The organism is Companilactobacillus miaonis, from assembly GCF_036913615.1.
Taxonomy (GTDB): Bacteria; Bacillota; Bacilli; order Lactobacillales; family Lactobacillaceae; genus Companilactobacillus.
Genome location: NZ_JAYKTX010000009.1, coordinates 22,421 through 42,658, shown reverse-complemented (window position 1 = coordinate 42,658; position 20,238 = coordinate 22,421). Strand labels below are relative to the sequence as shown.

Sequence of the window (20,238 nt, the reverse complement as noted above, 5' to 3'; positions counted from 1 at the left end):
AACTTGAAATAATTGCCAAAACGTCTTTTAAAAAATTTGTACGTTATATACAATACAAGTAGCACTTAATAACGGGGAGATAATTCTAATGGTTTTAAAATATATGGGGATAAAATTAATATTCGTTTTGATCATGATTCTAACGATTTTCTTTGTCATGCCTTCTACTAGTCATATTGCCGTTGCAGATTCAAACGAAACAGTTGTTCATCCTCCATTTACTGTTAGTCCAGATCCCAAATTTTTTTGGGGAGCATTAATCACGACTGGTTATACTACTCAACCAGCAAAAGTCAGCCATGTTACTGTTGGTGATCCTTTGACATTGGAAACTCAACTAAAATGGCCTGTTTGGGAACCATCATATATCATCGGCTATACTTGGTGGAAATCATCCGACGGAAATAATTGGCAACAGTTGAACACCCCCACCATCTTTAACAAAGGCAGTAAAAATTTAACAGTGAATACTAGTAAGCCTGGCACTAGCTATTATTTTTTGAGAACAAGTTTTGTTACTACAAACTACATTTCTAAAGTCAGTACTGTATATGTTTCTGAAAAAGCTGTCGATGCCTCATCCATTACTGTTACAACTGGTTTAAACTATTTGTTTAATCTTAACAGTGATTTATTAAGTAAAGATACTATCGCACATGCTGAACTTCAGCCCGATGATTCAAATTCAAAAGTTCATTGGTCATCAAGTGACAAAAGTTTGGCTACCGTTCAACCAGATGGACTAATTACAGCCAACAGCAACGGAAAATCCGGTATCGTGACAATTACTGGTACCGCCGAAAATAAAAATGGTCCGTCGATTTCTAATTCCAAAGAAATTATTATCGGCGGAGGTTTAATTAATCAAACTGTTAATTCAGGAAAAAAGGCTACCTTTACACTTCAAGGTGAAAATGACGAACAACGTGACAGTAATTATGGATTCACAGTTGATTGGTATAAGCAATTACCGAACCAAAAACCAATATTAGTTGAACATCAAAAAAATCCTACAAGGATCGAATATACTACGCCTATTACCTCTACAAAAGATGATGGTGCTCAATATTATGCTCGTATCTCTGTTCAAAATAAGGCTTCTGTTACTACTGGGGCAGCACAGTTAACTGTTCTTCCACCAAATGATCCTGACGTAAATATTGAAACATCGGTAACCAATCACACATTTCATGACAAAGATGACAACTCCACAATTATCAACAATGTTATTAATAATGATCAACTGACCTATAATCTAAATTTAACTAACAATAGTAAACGGGCTGTTCACGACACTTATTTAGAGCTTCCACTGCATCTTGGAACTAAAATCAATTCAATCACTGTCGATGGAAAAAAATTATTTGAACTGGATTATTATCTGAGTGATACGGATAAAAAAAGTATCCTACATATCGATTTGGACGGACTGGACCAAAATCAATCAAAAAGCTTAGAAATTGATACATCGACTCACGATATTACTAACAGAGAATCTTTCCTCTCGACTCCTGAATACTTCGGTTTAGATCCTGATGGCGATAAATACACTAGTTACGGTCCTGAATTGAATATCAACTACATTACCAATGAATTGACTGCTAAATTCAAAGATATAAATTTTGAACCAATCGGATTGTACGATGGGCAGTCCATCAAACATCGGACTGAGGAAACAAATGATCCCAATCCAGTTGTCAAAATCGATGATCAGCGTCGTAAAAAAGTGGCTACAAGATTATTTCTAACGCAATTGACGCCCTTCACTTCCAATGCGAATACTACTCTACCAGCTAGTTTAAGATTGTATAATGGTTCAACCTTTAGCAATCCTTTATATCAGAAAACTCTAGTTTCCCAATCACACAATGGTAATATCTTTAATTCGATAATCTGGCATAAAGACAACGGATTATTGCTGCATCTCGATAAAAAATCTTTTGTCTCTGGAAAATACTCCTCTAAACTCAGTTGGACTTTTGAACAGAGTATCTAATTTTGACAATAAGTATGATGTACAGTTCATATCTTGGAATACCAACTCTGGTGTTTATACTTAAAGGTAAGAGGAACAGTAGACAGAAGGTCGTGTCACTCTTCTTCAAAGTCTCACTTTGTGAGCTTACATATACCAAAATGCCACCGATTGATCAGTCGTAGTCGCGGTATTTGTAATGAACGGGATAGTTACAAAAAATACGGGTTGAAATGGAGATGATACAAAATCAATTTAATTAAAGATTTTGTTGTATCAGCAAATGATATTAGATAAATCATGTGTTCTAAGTAGGTTCTTGTCCCTTCTAAGAACTGAAATTGCCATTTATTATTACGATGAATCCTCCGAAAAAAGAAATTTGTCTAGACAAAAAGGCCCCGAAAAAGTTTTCCGATACCAACTTTTTCGAGGCTATTTGTTTGTCTAATTTTCTAAGAATAACATTCTATCAGCGATGTTGGTGATGATACCATCAACGCCCCAGTTTAATAATTTTTGAGCACGATTGATGTCATCAACTGTCCAAGCATTGATTTCATAACCGTAATCTTTCATTTGCTTAACTTTTTCTTCAGTCAAACCAGCACCTTCAGGATGAACGATTTTAGCATGACAAGCTTGCATAACTAAATTCCAATCATCCCCTAAAGTAGCTCGGCTGAACAAGACGGCATACTTCAAATCTGGTCTAAGTTTATACATCTTTTCCAACATGATGGGATTGAAACTAGAAATAATCAATTCCACATGTTCATCTAATCGATCTAAGGCTTTGGCAAATTCTTCTACCAAGCGGTCAGCTAAATAATTAGCATTGTCCCCGACAACACCTTTTAATTCGATATTGGCATTAATTTTATGAATATTAAGAAAATCAATTAGTTGATCTAAGGTAGGTACCTTCTCACCACGGAATTTTTCCGCGAACCAGTAACCAGCATCAGCTTTTTCAACAGTCTCACTATCAATTGTTTCGATTGAACCAGATTGATTAGTTGTTCTGTTTAACTTATCGTCATGAATGACAAAAACCTTTTCATCTTTAGTAATACTCAAGTCAGTTTCAATCCATTTAACATCACGATTAACCACTTCATTGAATGAAGCCATGGTATTTTCAGGTGCTAATGTTGGTATTCCTCTATGAGCAACAATTTTTTTATTCATTTTAATCCTCCTGATAAATAGAGTATACAACAGTTATGCAAGGGACTAAAAAGCCGAGGTGTCTATGTGGTAGACCTCGGTTTTTTGGTTTTGGGTTCTTAATTTTAGATAGAATGGTTCTTTTTGGGAATAACCATGGTTCTTTTAATTTTGAACCATTGTTATTTGCGGAATAGCTAAAACGCGTTCCGCAGGCCAGGACTTGACATATAGCTACGCTTCCCAAATCATCCGCAAAGTACGCGGATAATTCGTGAAGCTAAGCTATCTGCCAAGTCCTAAACGGGCCTGCTTCACGCTCTGCTCTAAGCTTGGTAACGTGAAACTCCGTCCAAGTATGTTTCTTCCAAACTCATATCGTCGTCCAATACGATAAAGTCGGCATCTCTACCTTCAGCAATTACACCACACTTGTCGCCAATCTTTGAACTTGTTGCAGCTGTGTATGTTGCCATTTCGATAGCTTCTTCATCAGTTGCAATGTTCCAGTCAACAACGTTCTTGACAGCATCTTTAAGAAGTAAGATTGAACCGGCTAAGTTGTGTGTTTCATCAGTTAATCTGGCTGTTCCATCTTTAACGATAACTGGTAATTCACCTAGAACATAATTACCTTCTGGCATTAGTCCGGCACGCATACAATCTGTGATCAAGGCAACATGTTCTGCGCCTTTCTTTTCGATAACTACTCTAGCTGCAAATGGATTTACGTGGTGTCCATCACAAATCAATTCGTCGTCAACTAATTTCATTGAAAGAGCTGCGCCGACCATTCCTGGTAATCTGTGGTTTAAGCCGCTCATACCGTTATATGTATGTGTGAATCCTGTAGCGCCTGCTTCAACACAAGCCTTTGCTTGCTCAAAAGTAGCATCACTGTGACCAAGATATACAGCAACATCATCTGATGCAACTTCTTTAGTAAATTCTACTGAACCTTTTCTTTCTGGAGCAATAGAAATCTTCTTGATCATGCCGTGAGCAGCATCTTGCCAGTCTTTGAATTCTTCAGCATCTGGATCTCTGAAGTACTTAGGATTTTGAGCACCTTTATGTTTTTCTGTATAGAAAGGACCTTCAAAATGAATACCTTGAATCTTAGCACCAGTGGCCTTCTTGTAATTGTCACCGATTGTTTGACAAATATGTTTTAGTTGGTCATGTGAAGCTGTTAATGTTGTTGGCAACCATGAAGTAACACCGGCCTTTAATAAGCCTTCTGACATTTCATTTAGTTTGTCAAAATCATCATCCATAACATCATGACCACATAGACCATGAATGTGAGTGTCAACAAGACCAGGAGCAATAAATTTGTCTGAGTAGTCGACAATCTTACCCTCTGGTTTACCCATTTCTTCCGTGTAGAAACTACCAAACTTACCGTCATCTGTAACTTCTAGATAACCACCATTTTCAGTAGCGTTTTTCAAAAAGAACTTTTTAGCATGAATATAATATGACATTATCCAGTCTCTCCTTAATTGTTTTAACGATTTCATTATAGCATTAATTACTGGTCTATACCACATCTCAATCGACAATTATTTACCATTTTGTCATTAAAAAAACTTATTTTGGTATAAGGATTGATTACTTCAACTTAAAACAAATTTCCCCCCACCCTTGCACTCGCTCATAGTAACAGAAAATAACCACCAAAAATGCTAAATAACTTAAATTTTACATTGTAAAATTCTTTTTACAAAACTTGGCATCTTGACAATTTTTTCTTTAAAAAATAAGGTAATCTACATATTGTAAGAAAGAAGTTTCAAAATGTCTGACAATAACTCTCTACCACAAAGATACTTAGCACTCTTTTTAGGCCTCGTGATCAACGCTTTAGGAAATGGACTAACAGTTGCCACTAATATGGGAACTAGCCCCTGGACCGCCTCAGAAGTCAATCTTGGGCACATGTTAGGAACGACCGTTGGTTGGCCGATGTTTATCGTCGGTGCGATCACGGCCATAATCAATCAATTTTTGATTGGCAAATGGGATGCACTGAGATTCTTTGGAGAAATTTTATTCATCTCTTGTTTCAGTTATTTCGTTAATACTTTTGTAGCACTCTTTACTCATCTAGGTGTCACGCAACTACCGTTAATTCCTAAAGTCATTGTCTGTTTGCTTGGCGTCGCAATATTTTGTTGCGCCATTTCGCTTTATCAACGGGCCAATTTAATCATGCATCCAAATGACGACACAACAAACATCATCCGTTTTCGCTTTTTTAAAGGCAAAGTAGTTCAAGCTCAAATCGTCAATTTTCTCGTACCAATGATAATTATCGTTATAACTGTCGTGATGACTCACAAAATTTATTCCGTCAATATTGGAACAATTTTTTGTATTTTCTTCAATGGACCTCTAATTGGCATATCTGATAAATACATTTGGCCAAAACTTCATCATAATTTTCGTATTCAAGCGCACTAAAAAACTCTGAAATCTATTCAAGATTTCAGAGCCTTTTATTATTTCTTAGTTTCGTAATAATGCATCTTACTCTTAATAATTCTCTCACACAAATCAGCGTAAGAAATGCCAGCAGCTTCTGCTTCTCTTGGCATCAATGACAATGGAGTCATACCTGGTAAAGTATTGGCTTCCATGACATACAATTGGCCATCACGCAACAAGAAGTCCACTCGACCATAATTGCTCATACCTAAGGCTTCAAACGTCTTCTTTGTCAAAGCTTGCATCTTAGTATGAATTTCATCATCCAAGTTTTCTGGTGGTGTGATGAAATGTGTCACATTGTTAGCTTGGAATTTGTGTTGGAAATCGTACCAACCTGTATCAACAGTAATTTCAACAGCTGGCAAGACTAAACCATCAACGATAGCAACGGAAAATTCTCTACCCTTAATGTATTCCTCAATCAAAACTTCGCTATCAAATCTCAAAGCATCGGCAACATTTTCTCTCAACTCAGTTGCATTTTCAACGATATGTGTCCCAACACTTGAACCACCATTAGATGGCTTAACGACCATTGGATAGTTGAATGGGATGTCTTCTGACAAAATCTTATCAGTTTTAGTAGTTGTGAACTTAGCTGTAGGGATATTTGCTTGAACAAAGATTTCTTTTGAATACTTCTTATCCATAGCAAGACCTGAAGCTAAAGTACCACTACCAGTATACTTAATATCAAAGACATCAAAGACTGCTTGCATCTTACCATTTTCGCCATCTTCACCGTGAAGTCCCATGTAGACGATATCAGCGTGACGACAAATATTTAGAACATTCTTACCTAGAAGACCAATAGTTCCATCGGTACGAAGTGCATTGATTTTTTCGTCAGTTAAGACTTCATCATCAATGATTAAATTCTTTTCATCTTCTGGTTCAGTTGTGAAAAGATCATCGATTTGATCTTCTGCAATATCCATACCTAAGAATGAATCAACGTAAGCTACTTCGTAACCTTTACTACGTAGTGCGTTGGTGATTTTAACTCCGGAAGATAAAGAAACATTTCTTTCTGTACTTCTTCCGCCTGAAAGAACGACAATTTTCATTGTGTTTCACCTAATCCTTTTTATTTAATATGTACTTAAGCGTATTCCTAGAACCTACAGAATAGCACAAACCTGCATTAATTACTATTTTTTTAATGGTATTTTAGTAAGTTTTATTTGTTGGTGGTAGTAGTATGCCGTCCTCCATAGCAAATCTATGGTTTATTTGCTTTCTATTCTTTTAGGAATACTAATTCTATTCATGTGTAATACTTGATATTTTTATAGTCAAATTGCTTTTTCTATTCAAAATAGAAATATGAACAGTATAAAAAAGAAGACATCACTAGTTTGCAGCAATCTTCCGCATCTCTAGTAATGTCTTCTATTATTTTTATGAAATTTCACTAATTAAAGTTCAAATGGTTATAACGTATCCAGACTATAAATCAATTCTATGTAAATTTTGAATAGAACTTATATCCCACTCAGAATTCACTTAACCACCATCCCCCAAAAGAACCTCAACTATCCTCAATTTTCAGTTGTTTTTTTCTTTAGCAAGCATTCCTTTTTCAGCAACTTTGAAGAATGGATAATACATTGCTCCGGCTAGAACTAATTCGACTGCTGACCAAACAGCGGCACGCCAATCCCAGCCTGTAGCCATCAATGGTCCGATAATTGGTGGCATTGTCCATGGAACCATAGCTACTGGTGCATTCATTAAGCCCAAACTGATCAAAACATAACTACCGGTAGCTAAAATCAATGGAATGACAATAAATGGAATCATTGTCAATGGATTCATGACAATTGGAAATCCAAAGATTACTGGTTCGTTGATTTCAAACAAAGCACCTGGAAAGGCAACTCGTCCGAGATCTCGATAGGTTTTACTCTTTGAGAACAACATTAAAACAACTAACGTAATTGTGGCCCCAGTACCACCAACGTTAACCATCAAACTAGAAAATCCAGCGGCTGTCGCATAGGGTAATGGCTGGTGATGTGCGAAGGCTGTTCCGTTTGCGGCTAAGAATTGTAGAAAAATTGGATCAGCAATTCCTTCCAAAGTCATGTCACCGTGGATACCGCAGACCCAAAGTAGACTGACTAGGAATGTGTAGACAAGAATTCCTGGTAGTGTGTTCATCGCAAATAGCAATGGGTGGAAGATTGATTGAATTACAAGGTTGATATCGATGTGGAGTGGCATTCTGATGAACCAGAACAATACCAAAATCACAAAACCTGGTAATAGTGACACAAATGAGTTAGAAACGGCTGTTGGAACCCCGTTTGGTAACTTAATGACAATGTTTTTCTTAATAAAGAAGTTTAAAATTGAAACTGAAACCATTGCCGTAATAATAGCTGTAAATAATCCAGAAGATGAAAAATTATTAACATCTAATTTGAACTTGTCATTGAACGAAACGATTACGAATGCCATCGTTGAAAGTCCGGCACCTGAAATTGCATCGATGTCCAATTGCTTAGCAAGTTCATAACCAATCCCAATCGCTGCCAATAACGAGATAATCCCAAATGACCCGTTAACAGCGACCCCAATCATATTCATATACGGCTTAATAAAGTTCGCCCAAGCAGTAATAGGAATATTTCCAATAATCAGGAAAACACTACCACTGATAATGGCTGGTAGAGTAAGTACTAACCCATTACGAATTGAAACAAGATACTTATTATTTCCGACTTTTGACATTGGTGGCATAATTTTATTCTGCAACCAATTTATAAATTTCCTCAAAAGTCTTCCCCTCTTTTCTGTCAAATTGATTTATTAACATGATGAGTATATTCTTGAAAACGTTTTATTTCAATAGGTATATACCAAATTTAGTAAAATAATGACAGTACGTCAACTTTTGATAATTTTTAGAATTATATTTGATTAACATTTTAATATGAACTAAAATTTAGATTTGAAAAAAATTTGTCCATCTTCTCGAATTCTTCACACATATTTGGTTTAATTAGGCTTAAGGAGGGTAATACCTTGAAAAAATTAAATATCATTTTATTAGGACTAGTGTCACTCATAACTTTAGGAGTCTTTACAACTCAAACAGTTAAAGCCGACACTTTAAACGATCAACCAGTTATGACACTGGGAACATCCCTAACTTCGAGTCAAAGACAAGGAACAATCGACGCTTTATCATCACAAATCAGTGGTGACTACAAAACCATTACCGTTACAGGCGATACGTTAGTAAAATACTTAAATCCAAGTGGTAGCAACTTTACTAGCAGTAACGGCGTTTGGTCTTCAGCCTTGATCCAAAAAACCTCATCTGGCTCAGGTATCAACGTGAAAATTGTTGATTATAATGGTAAAAACAACATCACAACTATCACCGCTGATCAATACCGTAACGCTGCCGTAACGGCTGGTATCAGTGATGCCAATATCTACGTAACATCCGCTACACCAATCGATGGATCAGGTGCTTTAGCCGGAATCTATGCCGCATATGCTGACAGTGGTGAAACTTTGAACCAAAGCCAAGTCAATGCAGCTCAAAAAGAAATGAACGTGTTAAGTAATATCACTGACGCTAACAAAGGTACCGACGGCTACTCAGATAAACAATTAAATAACGCCGTTGCCGGTATGAAATCAGACCTTGCCAGCAAAGGTGACAACGTAACCGTTAACCAAATCACCACAATTGTTAATAACAATTTGCAAAAGAATAACTTGCAAAATATTATCAACAACAGTCAAAAACAAAAAATTATCAATTTAATGGTAGAAATCAGAAACTCAGGTGCACTAAACAATTCCAATTTCAAGGAACAAGCTAAAAAATTAAGTAGCGACATCATGAGCAAAGCCAAGAATATCTTCAACAATCTAAACACCGAAGAAAACCGTAATTTCCTACAAAGAATCTGGGATAGTATCGTTTCATTCTTCAGTGGATTGTTCAACTAGATGTGCTAAGTATGCCGTCCTCCATAGCAAAGCCGATTTTGGCTGGAACGCTGCCGGCGCAACTTTGAGCTTTTTGTAGGTGCTAAAGCACCAACAAAAATTTGGCGGCTGAGCCAAATCGGCTTTGCTATTCCGGACTGAATTTCACTTTTATGGTTTATCTGCTTTCCATTCCTTTAAAAATAGTAATTCTATTCTGATTTAGGATTTTATATTTTAATGGATTATTGTGTCCCCCTTATTCAAAAAGAAAGAGGATCTTACTAGACTGCTGTAAGCTGCGGTTCTAATAAGATCCTCTATTTTTATATCAATTTAAATTAATTAAAAATTGAAAAAGCATAACTTATCCAAACTATAAACTAGTTCTTCACTTATTCTAAATAGAATAGTATCCACTTCAGAATGTACCAATTAACTGCAAAGATTTGGATCCAGTCTGGAGCAACAGCTCTGGGAAATGCTCAGCTGTGAAATTTTTGTTAATGCTTTAGCATTTACAAAAAGGCCAATCTTGGAGATTGCGCGCACTTTGCGTAAGCTTCAAGTTGTGCCCACAGCGTTCCAGTCATTTCCCAGAGCTGTTGCGGAGGACGGCATCATCCACCACAAAAACAAAAGAACTACACAATCATAAAATTGTTAGGAAAGCATAAAAATCTTCACAAGAGGTGTTGTCTTTTTATACCTCTACCTATTATAATCATATTAATATCTTTTTAATATTTTAAAAAGATACCAAAAGTTAAATTATTAGGAGGAACACACTGAATGCAAGACGAAACTGTCTATGAATCAACTTCGTCCGAAAATTCCGACTCGGATCATGTCCCGATACACGATTCAAAACAAATGTGGGAATTAACTGAGGATGAATTAATCAAGCTGTATCAAACTGATGCTGAGGATGGCTTGAGTGAGGAACAAAGTCAACAAAGACTGAAAGAACATGGGTTGAACGAATTGGAAGCAAAGAAAACATCAAAATTCGTTCAATTCATCAAACAATTCAATAACAGCATCATTTACATTTTGGCCGCCGCTGCCATTATGACTTTCTTCATGAGGAGATATTCCGACTCAATTGTTATCGGACTAGTCATCATCGCCAATGCCATTATCGGTTACATCCAGGAACGCCAAGCCGGTAACGCTTTGGAAAAAATCCGTGAGCTGTTGGTCTCTAAAAACTTCGTCTTCCGAGGTGGAGAAAAATTAGAGCTTGATTCACGTCAATTAGTCGTTGGTGACCTAGTCAATCTTGAAGCTGGAGATTCCGTGCCAGCTGATATGCGCTTGATTTCAGCTGATAACTTGAACGTTCAAGAATCAGTTTTAACTGGGGAAACTAATCCAGTGGAAAAAATTGAGGAACCAATCACGCAATCAGAATTACCGTTGGCCGAAAGACAGAATATGGTCTATGCCTCAACTGCTGTTACTAGTGGTTCTGGTTTAGGTATCGTTGTCGCAACTGCCGGTGACACTGAGATTGGACAGATTCAAACTTCTGTAGAAACTGTTAAAGAAAAACCAACTCCATTGATGCAGAACTTGAACTCGTTAGGATTTGGCTTGTCAGTGGCAATTGTCATCGCTGCTGTTTTACTATTTATCATCGGTTATTTCCTAGATACATATAGCCTACCAACTCTATTGATCTCCGTGATTACTATGGTCGTAGGTTCCATGCCCGAAGGCTTGCCCGCTAGTACTTCCGTGGTTCTCGCTATGGGAACACGCAAAATGACCAAGCGAAACGTTATCGTCAAGTCCTTGCCAGCCGTTGAAACTTTGGGTGCGGTTGATATCGTTAATACTGATAAAACTGGTACTTTAACTAAAAATGAAATGACCGTCAAAAAGGTCGTTACTCCCGATCACGCTTTCGATGTAACTGGGGTCGGCTACGATGCGGACGGTGGAGTTGATTTTGAAGGTAGTCTGAAGTTAGGCAATCAGACTTATGACTGGAAAAAAGACTCCAACATGAATTGGCTAGTCAACATTGCTGGTCAAACTACTGATGCTCAATTGCATTTTGAAAACAATCGTTGGGAATTAAACGGTGAACCAACTGATGGTGCCTTAACTACCCTTTATCGTAAGATGACTGGTGTTGACCCCGAAGTTGACGAAATCGATTCACTACCATTTGATTCAGCCTTTAGATACTCGGCTCGTTTGGCTAACTTCAATAACCAACGTGTCTTAATGGTCAAAGGTTCTCCAGCCACAATTATTAATTTAAGTAACGATTCAACTAATGAAAATTATTGGAACCAAACTATCAAAAATCTTTCAGCTGACGGCTTACGTGTCGTTGCTCTAGCTTATAAAGTTGTCGACGACTCAGTTGAAATGATCAACACCAACGACATCAACGACTTAAACCTCGTTGGTATGGTTGGTATCATCGATCCACCTCGTGAAGAAGCCCGTGCTTCCATCCACGAACTAAGAATGGCCGGCGTTAAAGTTAAGATGATCACTGGTGACCATCCCGACACCGCTTCAGCCATTGCTAAAAAACTCGATCTCGATTCAGTTATCAGTGCCATCACCGGACCTGAAATTGACGCCATGTCCGATGATGAACTAAAAGACAAGATCGATAACTACAATGTTTTTGCTAGAACCACTCCAGCTAACAAATTACGAATTGTACGAGCTCAACAAGCTAACGGACACGTCGTTTCCATGACTGGTGATGGTGTCAACGATGCTCCTGCTTTAAAACAAGCCGATATTGGTGTAGCTATGGGTATCAAAGGTACTGAAGTTGCCAAAGAATCCGCCAATATGGTGTTAGCTGACGACGACTTCGCTGACATCGTTGTGGCCGTTCGTGAAGGTCGACACGTCTTCGATAACATTAGAAAGACGATTCGTTTCCTATTACCAACTAGTTTTGCTGAAGGACTTATCGTGGTAATCAGTATTTTATTAGGACAAGACTTACCACTTTACCCCGCACAACTACTTTGGATCAACATGGTTTCTGCCTTAACGATTCAATTTGCCTTCATCTTCGAACCACCAGAAGCTGGCATTATGGCTCGTGGTCCTAGAAATGTTAAAGCTGGACTTTTGACTAAACTCGATACCTTCGAGATAGTCTACGTTTCCTTCTTAATTTCCGGATTAGGAATCTGGGCCTTTGATATGTTAACAAGTCAAGGGATGCCGGAAGTTCTTGGAAGCACGATGGCCTTGAATATTATTATCTTTGGTAAGATTTTCTATCTATTTAACCTCAGAAATAATTATCCCGTTATTTCCAAGTACTTCTTCCAAAACAAGATGGCCTTCTACATCGTTGGTATCTTGATTCTTCTTCAAATGGGAATCATCTATTTACCATTCATGCAAGATATTTTCCACACAACCAACATCAATTTTGCCTATGGCTGGGGAATCCCAATCATTGCCGGAATTATTGTCTTGATCGTGACCGAAATAGGAAAATACATCAGAATCCATCTCTTGCGTCAAAATTAATCAAGAAAGCCAAAAATTATGGATATCACAACATACTGGCAACAGTTCAAACAGAGTCATCCCGAAGTAAAAACTGATGAATACGAAGCATTTTCATTAGGCGCCGAAGATGATTTTCAGCAACAAGACCAATTAGCACAATTAATCTATGACGGCATAAAAACTGCCACAACTTCCGCATACGATCTCTATAAACAAGACGAAACAGACCCGTTGCCAAAACTTGGTGAGTATGGAATTATTTTAAACGGTCACCAAAAACCAGTCTGTATTACTAAAACAGTCGTGGTAGAAACAGTGCCCTTTTTACAAGTCTCCGCCGAGCACGCTTATCACGAAGGTGAAGGTTCTAGAACTTTAGAGGAGTGGCGCAAAGTTCACTGGGATTTCTTCAAGAAAGAGTATCAAGAAGAAAACCACGAATTTAACGAAAATTTGCCATGTGTTTGTGAAGTCTACGAAGTTGTCTATCGCTAATTTTAAAAAACCGGTTAAATAATATTAATCGGTTTTTTTGTTTGGTTTGATGGTGGTAGTATGCCGCTCCTCCGCAACAAAGCTGATTGGGCTGGAACGATGTGGGCTGACTTTGAGCTTTTTCAAGCCCAGAAAAATCTCAAAGCTCAGCCTTATTCTAAGCAATAAATTGCTAAGAATAATTTCACATCTGAGCCCATCAGCTTTGTTGCTCCGGTGCTGAATAACGGATCTATGGTTTGGAAGTTTTCCATTCTTTTAGAAATAGTTGTCCTCTTGGAATTAACCTATGTTCTGAATTTTATGGAATTATTTTTGTGATTTTATGTCACTCCACGTGATACAACAGTCCTAAAAGTTGGAGATTCAAAAAAACATCTATTCAGATAACAATAGAAATTCTGAATAGATGTTTTTTTGCTTTACTGTAATAAATAATAAAAGATGCTATCTAGTCGGTAGTGGCATCCAGAAAGAGCCATAATTTGAATAATATACTCTCTAGCAAGATTTGTTTCTCTGAATTCACTACCTATGAAAAAAAGTTCTATAACGTATCCAAACTAACATTTACCAATTCCAAAAATCACAGAAATAACTGCAAAAATCTGAAATCCAGTCTGGAGTAACAGCTCTGGGAAATGCTCAGCCGTGAAATTCTTGTTGGCGATTTATCGCTTACAAGAAGGGTGAGCTTGAAGACAATTTCCGATTTTGAAATTGGCTCCAAGTCGCCGCACCTTCTCCAGCGTTTCCCAGAGCTGTTGCGGAAGACGGCATCAATCCACCACCCAAGCAAAAGAAGTTTGGTCCTTCGTCCCAAACGCTGACCTACATTTTATCCATAGTCTCATTCAATAAAGCATCCACTCGATTGTTGCCGATATTCGTTGCATGTCCTTTAGTCCACTCAAAAGTTTTCTTAGGTACTGTTGGCAAAAGTTGATCTAATTCTCTCCACAGTTCAACGTTCTTAGGCACTGTCCCATCAGCTTTTTTGAACCCGCGACGTTTCCAGCCATTGAGCCAATTTTTAGTGATTGCGTTGAGGACATACTGAGAATCTAAGACAAATATCGCATTTTGTTGGTTGATTTTAAGTTCATTTAATCGTTTAATACTCTGAATTAGGGCCATTATCTCCATGCGGTTATTGGTTGCTCCAAATTCGCCACCTGTTCCCTCAAAAGTTTGACCGTGGTTGTTGATGTGATAAGCCCATGCGGCTTTGTCATCATCTAAAACATGTCCACCTTTAACATTACCGTGATTTCTTGAACCACCGTCTGTATAAATAACTACGTCAAAATCGGAAATATTTACTTTTTTATTTTTAGTTGTTGTAGTTTTCTTTTGAAAAGAATCACTACCTCCTAAAAAGGCTTGAGCATCAGCTTTACTAGTAAAACTCTTATAGCGCGCTCCGGTAAATCCGTTAACTTGTTTTTGGCACTCTGGCCATGTCAGATAGATTCCTGGCTTTCTTCCTTTTCGTACTGCATAATATTTTTGCAATGTCATACCTCATTTGGTTAATTTTTCTCAATAATAATTATATAATAATATCTTGTTGGGGTGAATTTATGGAAAATTGGCAGTGGCCGATTCTTTACATCCACGGTTTTCGTGGCGGTGATTATACGACTCAAAAAATGATCGAATCGGCTTTAAAAAGTAATGGTAAAAAAAAGGATCAATTCCTCAAAGCCATAATTGATTGGCGAGGAAGAATCACATATGAGGGAACTTGGACTTTGGACGAACATCCCATTGTACAAGTAGTTTTCAAAAACAAATGGGTTGGCAGTAACCAAATAGCATATTGGTTAGTCAAGCTCTTATTTGACTTGCGCTTACAGCATAATTTCACGACTTATGATGCGATTGGACATTCTCTTGGCGCCGTTGCACTAGTCTTAGTTAACTTGAAAGAAAAAATGCGTCCTTATATGCCAAGATTAAAAAAATTGGTACTCATCGCAGGTCCATTTAACGGCATTCTCGGTCTGGGCGATCTTCCCAACATCAACCGGATCAAGCCAAATGGTCGACCAGCTTTCATGAGTCCAACGTACTTTAGAATTTTTATGAATAAAAATAGTATATCCGACGATCTTCGGGTTTTGAACATTTTTGGAAATGTTGGCGATCACTCAAACAGTGATAAGTACATCTCCGTTACATCTGCCAAGTCGATTTCATATATTCTTAAACCAAGAGTTAAGGAATATAATGAATATCTTATTAAGGGGTCAAACGCAGAACACTCAATGCTTCACGACGATTCTGAGATTTTAAAAATGGTCAATGGGTTTATATATTATAATCCACTGTCATAACGTTATATAATTATATTATTCTAAAAGTTTTAACAGAGATTTGGAGGGGATTTCTATCAAAGCTTGGGAACTATTTAAATTAGATTTAAGGAGAACTTTAAAATCCAAACCAGCAACTTTATTGATGCTGGCTTTGGTCATTTTGCCGTGTTTGTACTGTTGGTTCAATGTTTGGGCCTTATGGGACCCATATTCTAACACTAGCGGTCTAAAAGTGGCAGTTTATTCTGCCGACACACCAGTCAAAGTTGAGGATCAAAAAATTGAGATTGGTGATCAATTGATCGATAACTTAAAGAAAAATCACAAACTAGGTTGGACTTTCGTCGATTCAAAAAAGGAACTCGACCAAGGTGTCAAGGATGGTTCCTATTATGCTGGAATTTACATCCCTAAAACCTTTTCAAAAGATATTGTCAGTTTTCTTTCTGGGACAATCAAGAAGCCTAATCTAGTTTTCTCGGTCAACCAGAAAATCAATGCGATAGCCCCGAAATTGACCGAAACCGGGGCGACGACGCTGCAAAATACGATTTCTTCTGAATTTATGGGGACAATCAGTAAAACTATTACCCAGGCCTTGAACAAATCAGGTGTGGACATTCAAAACAATTTACCAATGTTAAGACGTTTTGAGACTTTGCTTTTGTCGACTGACGAAAATATCCCTGAATTGCAAAATATCATGGACAAAGTTCAAAAAGCCAATACAATGGTTCCAACATTAAATAATAAATTAAATGAAGTTAATAATATGTACGGTTATCTTCCATTATTAAACGAAGATGCGCAAAAAATTGTTAACATCAACAATTACCTACCATTAGCTGATGCTGGTGGAACAGCTGCAACGCAGTTGAAAAATAAGATACCGGAAATTCAAAATGCCGGCAGTCAAATCAATGAAGTGGATTCCGACTTTAGTAAAATCAGTGATTTGATGGGTACTAGCATCACTCAAGTTGAAAATGGTATTCAAGTAATTCAAAAAGTTCAAAACGTCATGCCTGATATTCAACAACTCGGAACTGACGCCAAGAACGCTACTGACAAAGTTTCAAATGAGCTCGTACCAAAGATCCAACAAGCTTTGCCAGTCATCAAATCGACTATCGATACCGGCCTATCAATGGTTTACAACCTTGGTAAGCAGATTGCAACTTCCGCTGAAAACATCAACACTTTAATCGACAAGATCAAAGAAGATCCAACTAATCAGCAATTGAAAGCTCAACTCAAGACGGTTATCCAAAATATCAGCACCGACGCAACTCACTTAGCTAAGATTTCTCGTCAAGTCGCCTCTTCATTGACTGACTTGCAAAACTTCTTCAACCGCTTAGCTGAACAATTGGGACACGACAAGATCACACTCTTTGACCGCCCAATCCAACATCTAAACGACTTAGCTGCCCTAAACGAAACACTCGCTACTAAAGCTGACGATATCGTCGCAAACTTTGACAGCCTTGATACAACGCAGTTGCAGAATAAACTAACTGATTTACAAAATCACGCTAACCAAGTTGCTGAAGGAATCGCAACCATTAAGAATCTCAATATTCTCGATAACGTTTCTAGTGTAATTACGGATATTAACTCATTCTTGAAGGAACTCAGTTCAACATTGGGTGAATTCAACACTGACATTATCCCTTCTATTCCTGGTTTATTAAATAATACCCAAGGAATTCTTGAGACAGCTCTATCATATCTACAGAAGTACCAAAAACAATTGCCCGCTGTTGGTAACGAGATCCATGACGCTAACCAATTACTAAACGGCAATATGAGTAACATTGTCACCGGAATCGGTCTATTAAACGACTTCTACAACAACGACTACCCTACTTTGAAGAATAAATTGGCAAAAGCTACTTTCTTTGTTCAATACGAATTGCCTTCAATTGAAAATGAATTGACAACAACTCTAAACTTGGTCAACTCCAAAACACCTGAACTAGAACAAGCTCTTTCAACTGCCAACGAATTCGCTGAAAAAGACTGGCCACAATTGAAGAAGGACATCCATCACTCAGCAACACTATTGCGCAAGGGTGAAAAGGATATCGATTTAAACGCCATTATCAAGTTGATGAAAAATGACGCCAACAAGGAATCAGACTTCTTCTCCAATCCAGTTAACTTGAAGCAAAAAGACCTCTACGACGTGCCAAATTACGGTTCGGCCAGTGCTCCATTCTACTTAGCCCTCTGTATTTGGGTCGGTGCTCTATTACTATCAAGTATTTTTACAGTTCACTTCAAGTTAGATGAAAAACAAAGAGCAATCTACACTTACAAGCAAAGATTTAACGGACGTTACTTAACCTTTAGTCTTTTAAACCAATTACAAGCAATCGCTGCAGCGTTAGGTAACCTCTTTATCTTACATGCTTATACCAAAGAAAAAGTTTGGTTAATTGTTTTCTGTATGTTAGTAAGTTTCGTCTTCATGTCGATTCTTTACTCACTAGTCCAAATGTTTGGAACCATCGGTAAGGGATTAGGAATCATCATCCTAGTTCTCTCAATCTCCGGAGCTGGAGGAAACTTCCCAGTAGTACTATCAGACGGATTCTTCAGAATGATCAACCCATATTTACCATTTACATATGCAGTAAATCTAATCAGAGAAGCCGTCGGAGGAATATATTGGCCAAATGCGACAAAAGATATCGTAGTATTGTTAGCCTTCGGAATTGGCTTTTATCTATTAGGATTATTCTGTACAGAACCATTGAAACCATTTATGCATAAATTGCATAAGAGCGCCAAGAAGAGCATGATTATCGAATAGAGCGTGGAACAGGCCCGCTTAGGACTCGGCAGATAGCCTAGCTTCACGAATTGCCCGCCGCACTTTGCGGGCGATTTGGGAAGCGTAGCTATATGTCGAGTCCTGGCCTGTGGAACGCGTTTTGACTATACTGCCAAAACTCATGGTTATTCCAAATAGAACCAAACCAATTCCCAAAAAGAGAAACTACTATAAAGAAACAGAAACAAAACCAACACAGACAAGAAAAGAAGATGAAAAAAATGCCAAAACTAAAATCATACCGCCCATTAGTAACAGAAAACTTCATCTGGGATTTTCCAAGTCGTCTAAACCTAAAAACTATCAGTGAATTTCTCAATGAAGAAATCGATCCAACAACTGAATACATTTCAAACACCGCTAAAGTCACGATGCAAAACACTGGTGTTTATTGGTTCATCCAACAAAAAAACACCGATAAAATTTGTGCGTCAGTCAGTCTATCCGACCCTGATTTCACAAAGCAAACCGCTGCTTTAATGGTAACTTTCAAAGATTTAACCGATGCTCAAAAAGGCGAGATTGCCCAAAGACTACTCGTCCTTTTAAAAGATCAACTAGATTTAAAAGAAATAGAAATTAACGAACTCGATCACATAATTCAAGAAAAATTCACAAATAATGGTTATACTATTGTTAATCAGAAAACATTAAAGAGGAGTTAACAATATATGTATGGATATGGTTTCTTTGGTCCTAGCTATTTTCTAGTAATAATTGGTCTTGTTATTAGTTTATGGGCTTCGTGGTATGTAAATCATAATTTCAAAAAGTATGATCAAGTAACAAGTCAAAGTGGTACCAGTGGTGCTGAGGCCGCCCGTTTTATTCTCGACAACGCCGGCTTACAAGACGTACAAATTCTAAGAACTAGTGGTAATTTAACAGATAATTACAACCCAACTAACAAAACCTTGAATTTGTCAGAATCAACTTTTGATTCCACTTCCGTTGCAGCAATCGGCGTTGCTGCTCACGAATGCGGACATGCAATTCAAGATCAAACCGGTTATGTACCAATGAGAGCTCGTGCAGCTTTAGTACCAGCAGTCAACCTTGGTTCCAACTTCTCAATTCCTTTAATTTTATTAGGTGTCATCTTGGGAGCGAACCAAACCTTGATTCAAATCGGAATTTGGCTTTTCGCCTTAGTCGTTTTATTCCAAGTAGTAACCCTACCAGTAGAGTTCAACGCCTCAGGACGTGCCATTAAAATTTTAAGTTCCGGTAACGTATTAAACAACGACGAAGTACCAATGGTAAGACAAGTCTTACTAGCCGCAGCATTAACCTATGTCGCAGCCGTTATTTCAACTGCTTTACAACTATTACGTTTAATAATGATTTTCGGCGACAATCGAAATTAACACCAATAATACGAGATTAAGATACGAAAGGATCAATCGAATATTAAGAAAAATAGGTTCTGGTAATCAACACACGATTACCAGAACCTATTTGCTTTAAAACAAGAAAATATCATATTTCAA

Annotated in this window: 14 protein-coding genes; 9 read left to right on the top strand and 5 right to left on the bottom strand. The window is 37.6% G+C overall.

Translation table 11 applies throughout. The features are described 5' to 3' along the window. Positions 1 to 88 precede the first annotated feature (88 nt). Entirely contained in the window at positions 89 to 1,996 is a 1,908-nt protein-coding gene (locus U8521_RS08880; protein WP_334331901.1) for an Ig-like domain-containing protein, read from the top strand. A 426-nt stretch (positions 1,997 to 2,422) separates the two neighbouring features. On the opposite strand, the gene U8521_RS08875 is transcribed toward U8521_RS08880, so the two are convergent. Together U8521_RS08875 and nagA are read right to left on the bottom strand one after the other, a co-directional pair. Further along, positions 2,423 to 3,166 (bottom strand): glycerophosphodiester phosphodiesterase family protein, encoded by a 744-nt coding sequence (locus U8521_RS08875; RefSeq protein ID WP_334331902.1) that lies wholly within the window; start codon positions 3,164 to 3,166, stop codon positions 2,423 to 2,425. Positions 3,167 to 3,471: 305 nt separating this feature from the next. Further along, positions 3,472 to 4,632 (bottom strand): N-acetylglucosamine-6-phosphate deacetylase, encoded by a 1,161-nt coding sequence (gene nagA, locus U8521_RS08870; RefSeq protein ID WP_334331903.1) that lies wholly within the window; start codon positions 4,630 to 4,632, stop codon positions 3,472 to 3,474. A gap of 313 nt (positions 4,633 to 4,945) precedes the next feature. Here nagA and U8521_RS08865 point away from each other — a divergent pair, with 313 nt between their 5' ends. Next, positions 4,946 to 5,611, top strand: coding sequence for a YczE/YyaS/YitT family protein (locus U8521_RS08865; protein WP_334331904.1), 666 nt, complete (start codon positions 4,946 to 4,948; stop codon positions 5,609 to 5,611). Between the two features lie 38 nt (positions 5,612 to 5,649). Here U8521_RS08865 and U8521_RS08860 read toward each other — a convergent pair whose 3' ends face one another. Beyond that, positions 5,650 to 6,705 carry a D-alanine--D-alanine ligase family protein gene (locus U8521_RS08860; protein WP_334352469.1) on the bottom strand — a complete coding sequence of 352 codons (1,056 nt, stop codon included), beginning with the start codon at positions 6,703 to 6,705 and terminating at the stop codon, positions 5,650 to 5,652. Between the two features lie 481 nt (positions 6,706 to 7,186). Further along, entirely contained in the window at positions 7,187 to 8,419 is a 1,233-nt protein-coding gene (locus U8521_RS08855) for a PTS sugar transporter subunit IIC (protein ID WP_334352468.1), read from the bottom strand. A gap of 249 nt (positions 8,420 to 8,668) precedes the next feature. Between U8521_RS08855 and U8521_RS08850 the strand changes: the two genes are divergently transcribed. The 3 genes from U8521_RS08850 (at position 8,669) to U8521_RS08840 (ending at position 13,588) form a co-directional block, all read left to right on the top strand. Next, the gene (locus U8521_RS08850) at positions 8,669 to 9,610 is read left to right on the top strand and encodes a DUF1002 domain-containing protein (RefSeq protein WP_442886151.1); all 942 of its coding nucleotides are present in this window, start codon (positions 8,669 to 8,671) and stop codon (positions 9,608 to 9,610) included. An 852-nt stretch (positions 9,611 to 10,462) separates the two neighbouring features. After that, positions 10,463 to 13,111 carry an HAD-IC family P-type ATPase gene (locus U8521_RS08845; RefSeq protein ID WP_442886152.1) on the top strand — a complete coding sequence of 883 codons (2,649 nt, stop codon included), beginning with the start codon at positions 10,463 to 10,465 and terminating at the stop codon, positions 13,109 to 13,111. A gap of 18 nt (positions 13,112 to 13,129) precedes the next feature. Next, positions 13,130 to 13,588: an ASCH domain-containing protein gene (locus U8521_RS08840; RefSeq protein ID WP_334352466.1), complete on the top strand. Its 459-nt coding sequence runs from the start codon at positions 13,130 to 13,132 to the stop codon at positions 13,586 to 13,588. Positions 13,589 to 14,419: 831 nt separating this feature from the next. Here the strand turns inward: U8521_RS08840 and U8521_RS08835 are convergent. After that, positions 14,420 to 15,109, bottom strand: a complete 690-nt coding sequence (locus tag U8521_RS08835) for a ribonuclease H family protein (protein WP_334352465.1) — start codon at positions 15,107 to 15,109, stop codon at positions 14,420 to 14,422. Positions 15,110 to 15,171: 62 nt separating this feature from the next. On the opposite strand from U8521_RS08835, the gene U8521_RS08830 reads away from it, so the two are divergent. The 4 genes from U8521_RS08830 to U8521_RS08815 all read left to right on the top strand — a co-directional run bounded on the left by U8521_RS08830 (position 15,172) and on the right by U8521_RS08815 (position 20,115). Continuing rightward, on the top strand, positions 15,172 to 15,927 hold the full coding sequence (locus U8521_RS08830; RefSeq protein ID WP_334352464.1) for an alpha/beta hydrolase: 756 nt from the start codon (positions 15,172 to 15,174) through the stop codon (positions 15,925 to 15,927). 40 nt (positions 15,928 to 15,967) lie between these two features. Continuing rightward, entirely contained in the window at positions 15,968 to 18,727 is a 2,760-nt protein-coding gene (locus U8521_RS08825) for a YhgE/Pip family protein (RefSeq protein WP_334352463.1), read from the top strand. 242 nt (positions 18,728 to 18,969) lie between these two features. Continuing rightward, positions 18,970 to 19,413, top strand: coding sequence for a hypothetical protein (locus U8521_RS08820; RefSeq protein WP_334331912.1), 444 nt, complete (start codon positions 18,970 to 18,972; stop codon positions 19,411 to 19,413). Positions 19,414 to 19,419: 6 nt separating this feature from the next. Beyond that, complete coding sequence (locus U8521_RS08815; protein WP_334331913.1) at positions 19,420 to 20,115, top strand: zinc metallopeptidase; 696 nt, start codon at positions 19,420 to 19,422, stop codon at positions 20,113 to 20,115. Positions 20,116 to 20,238: the final 123 nt, after the last annotated feature.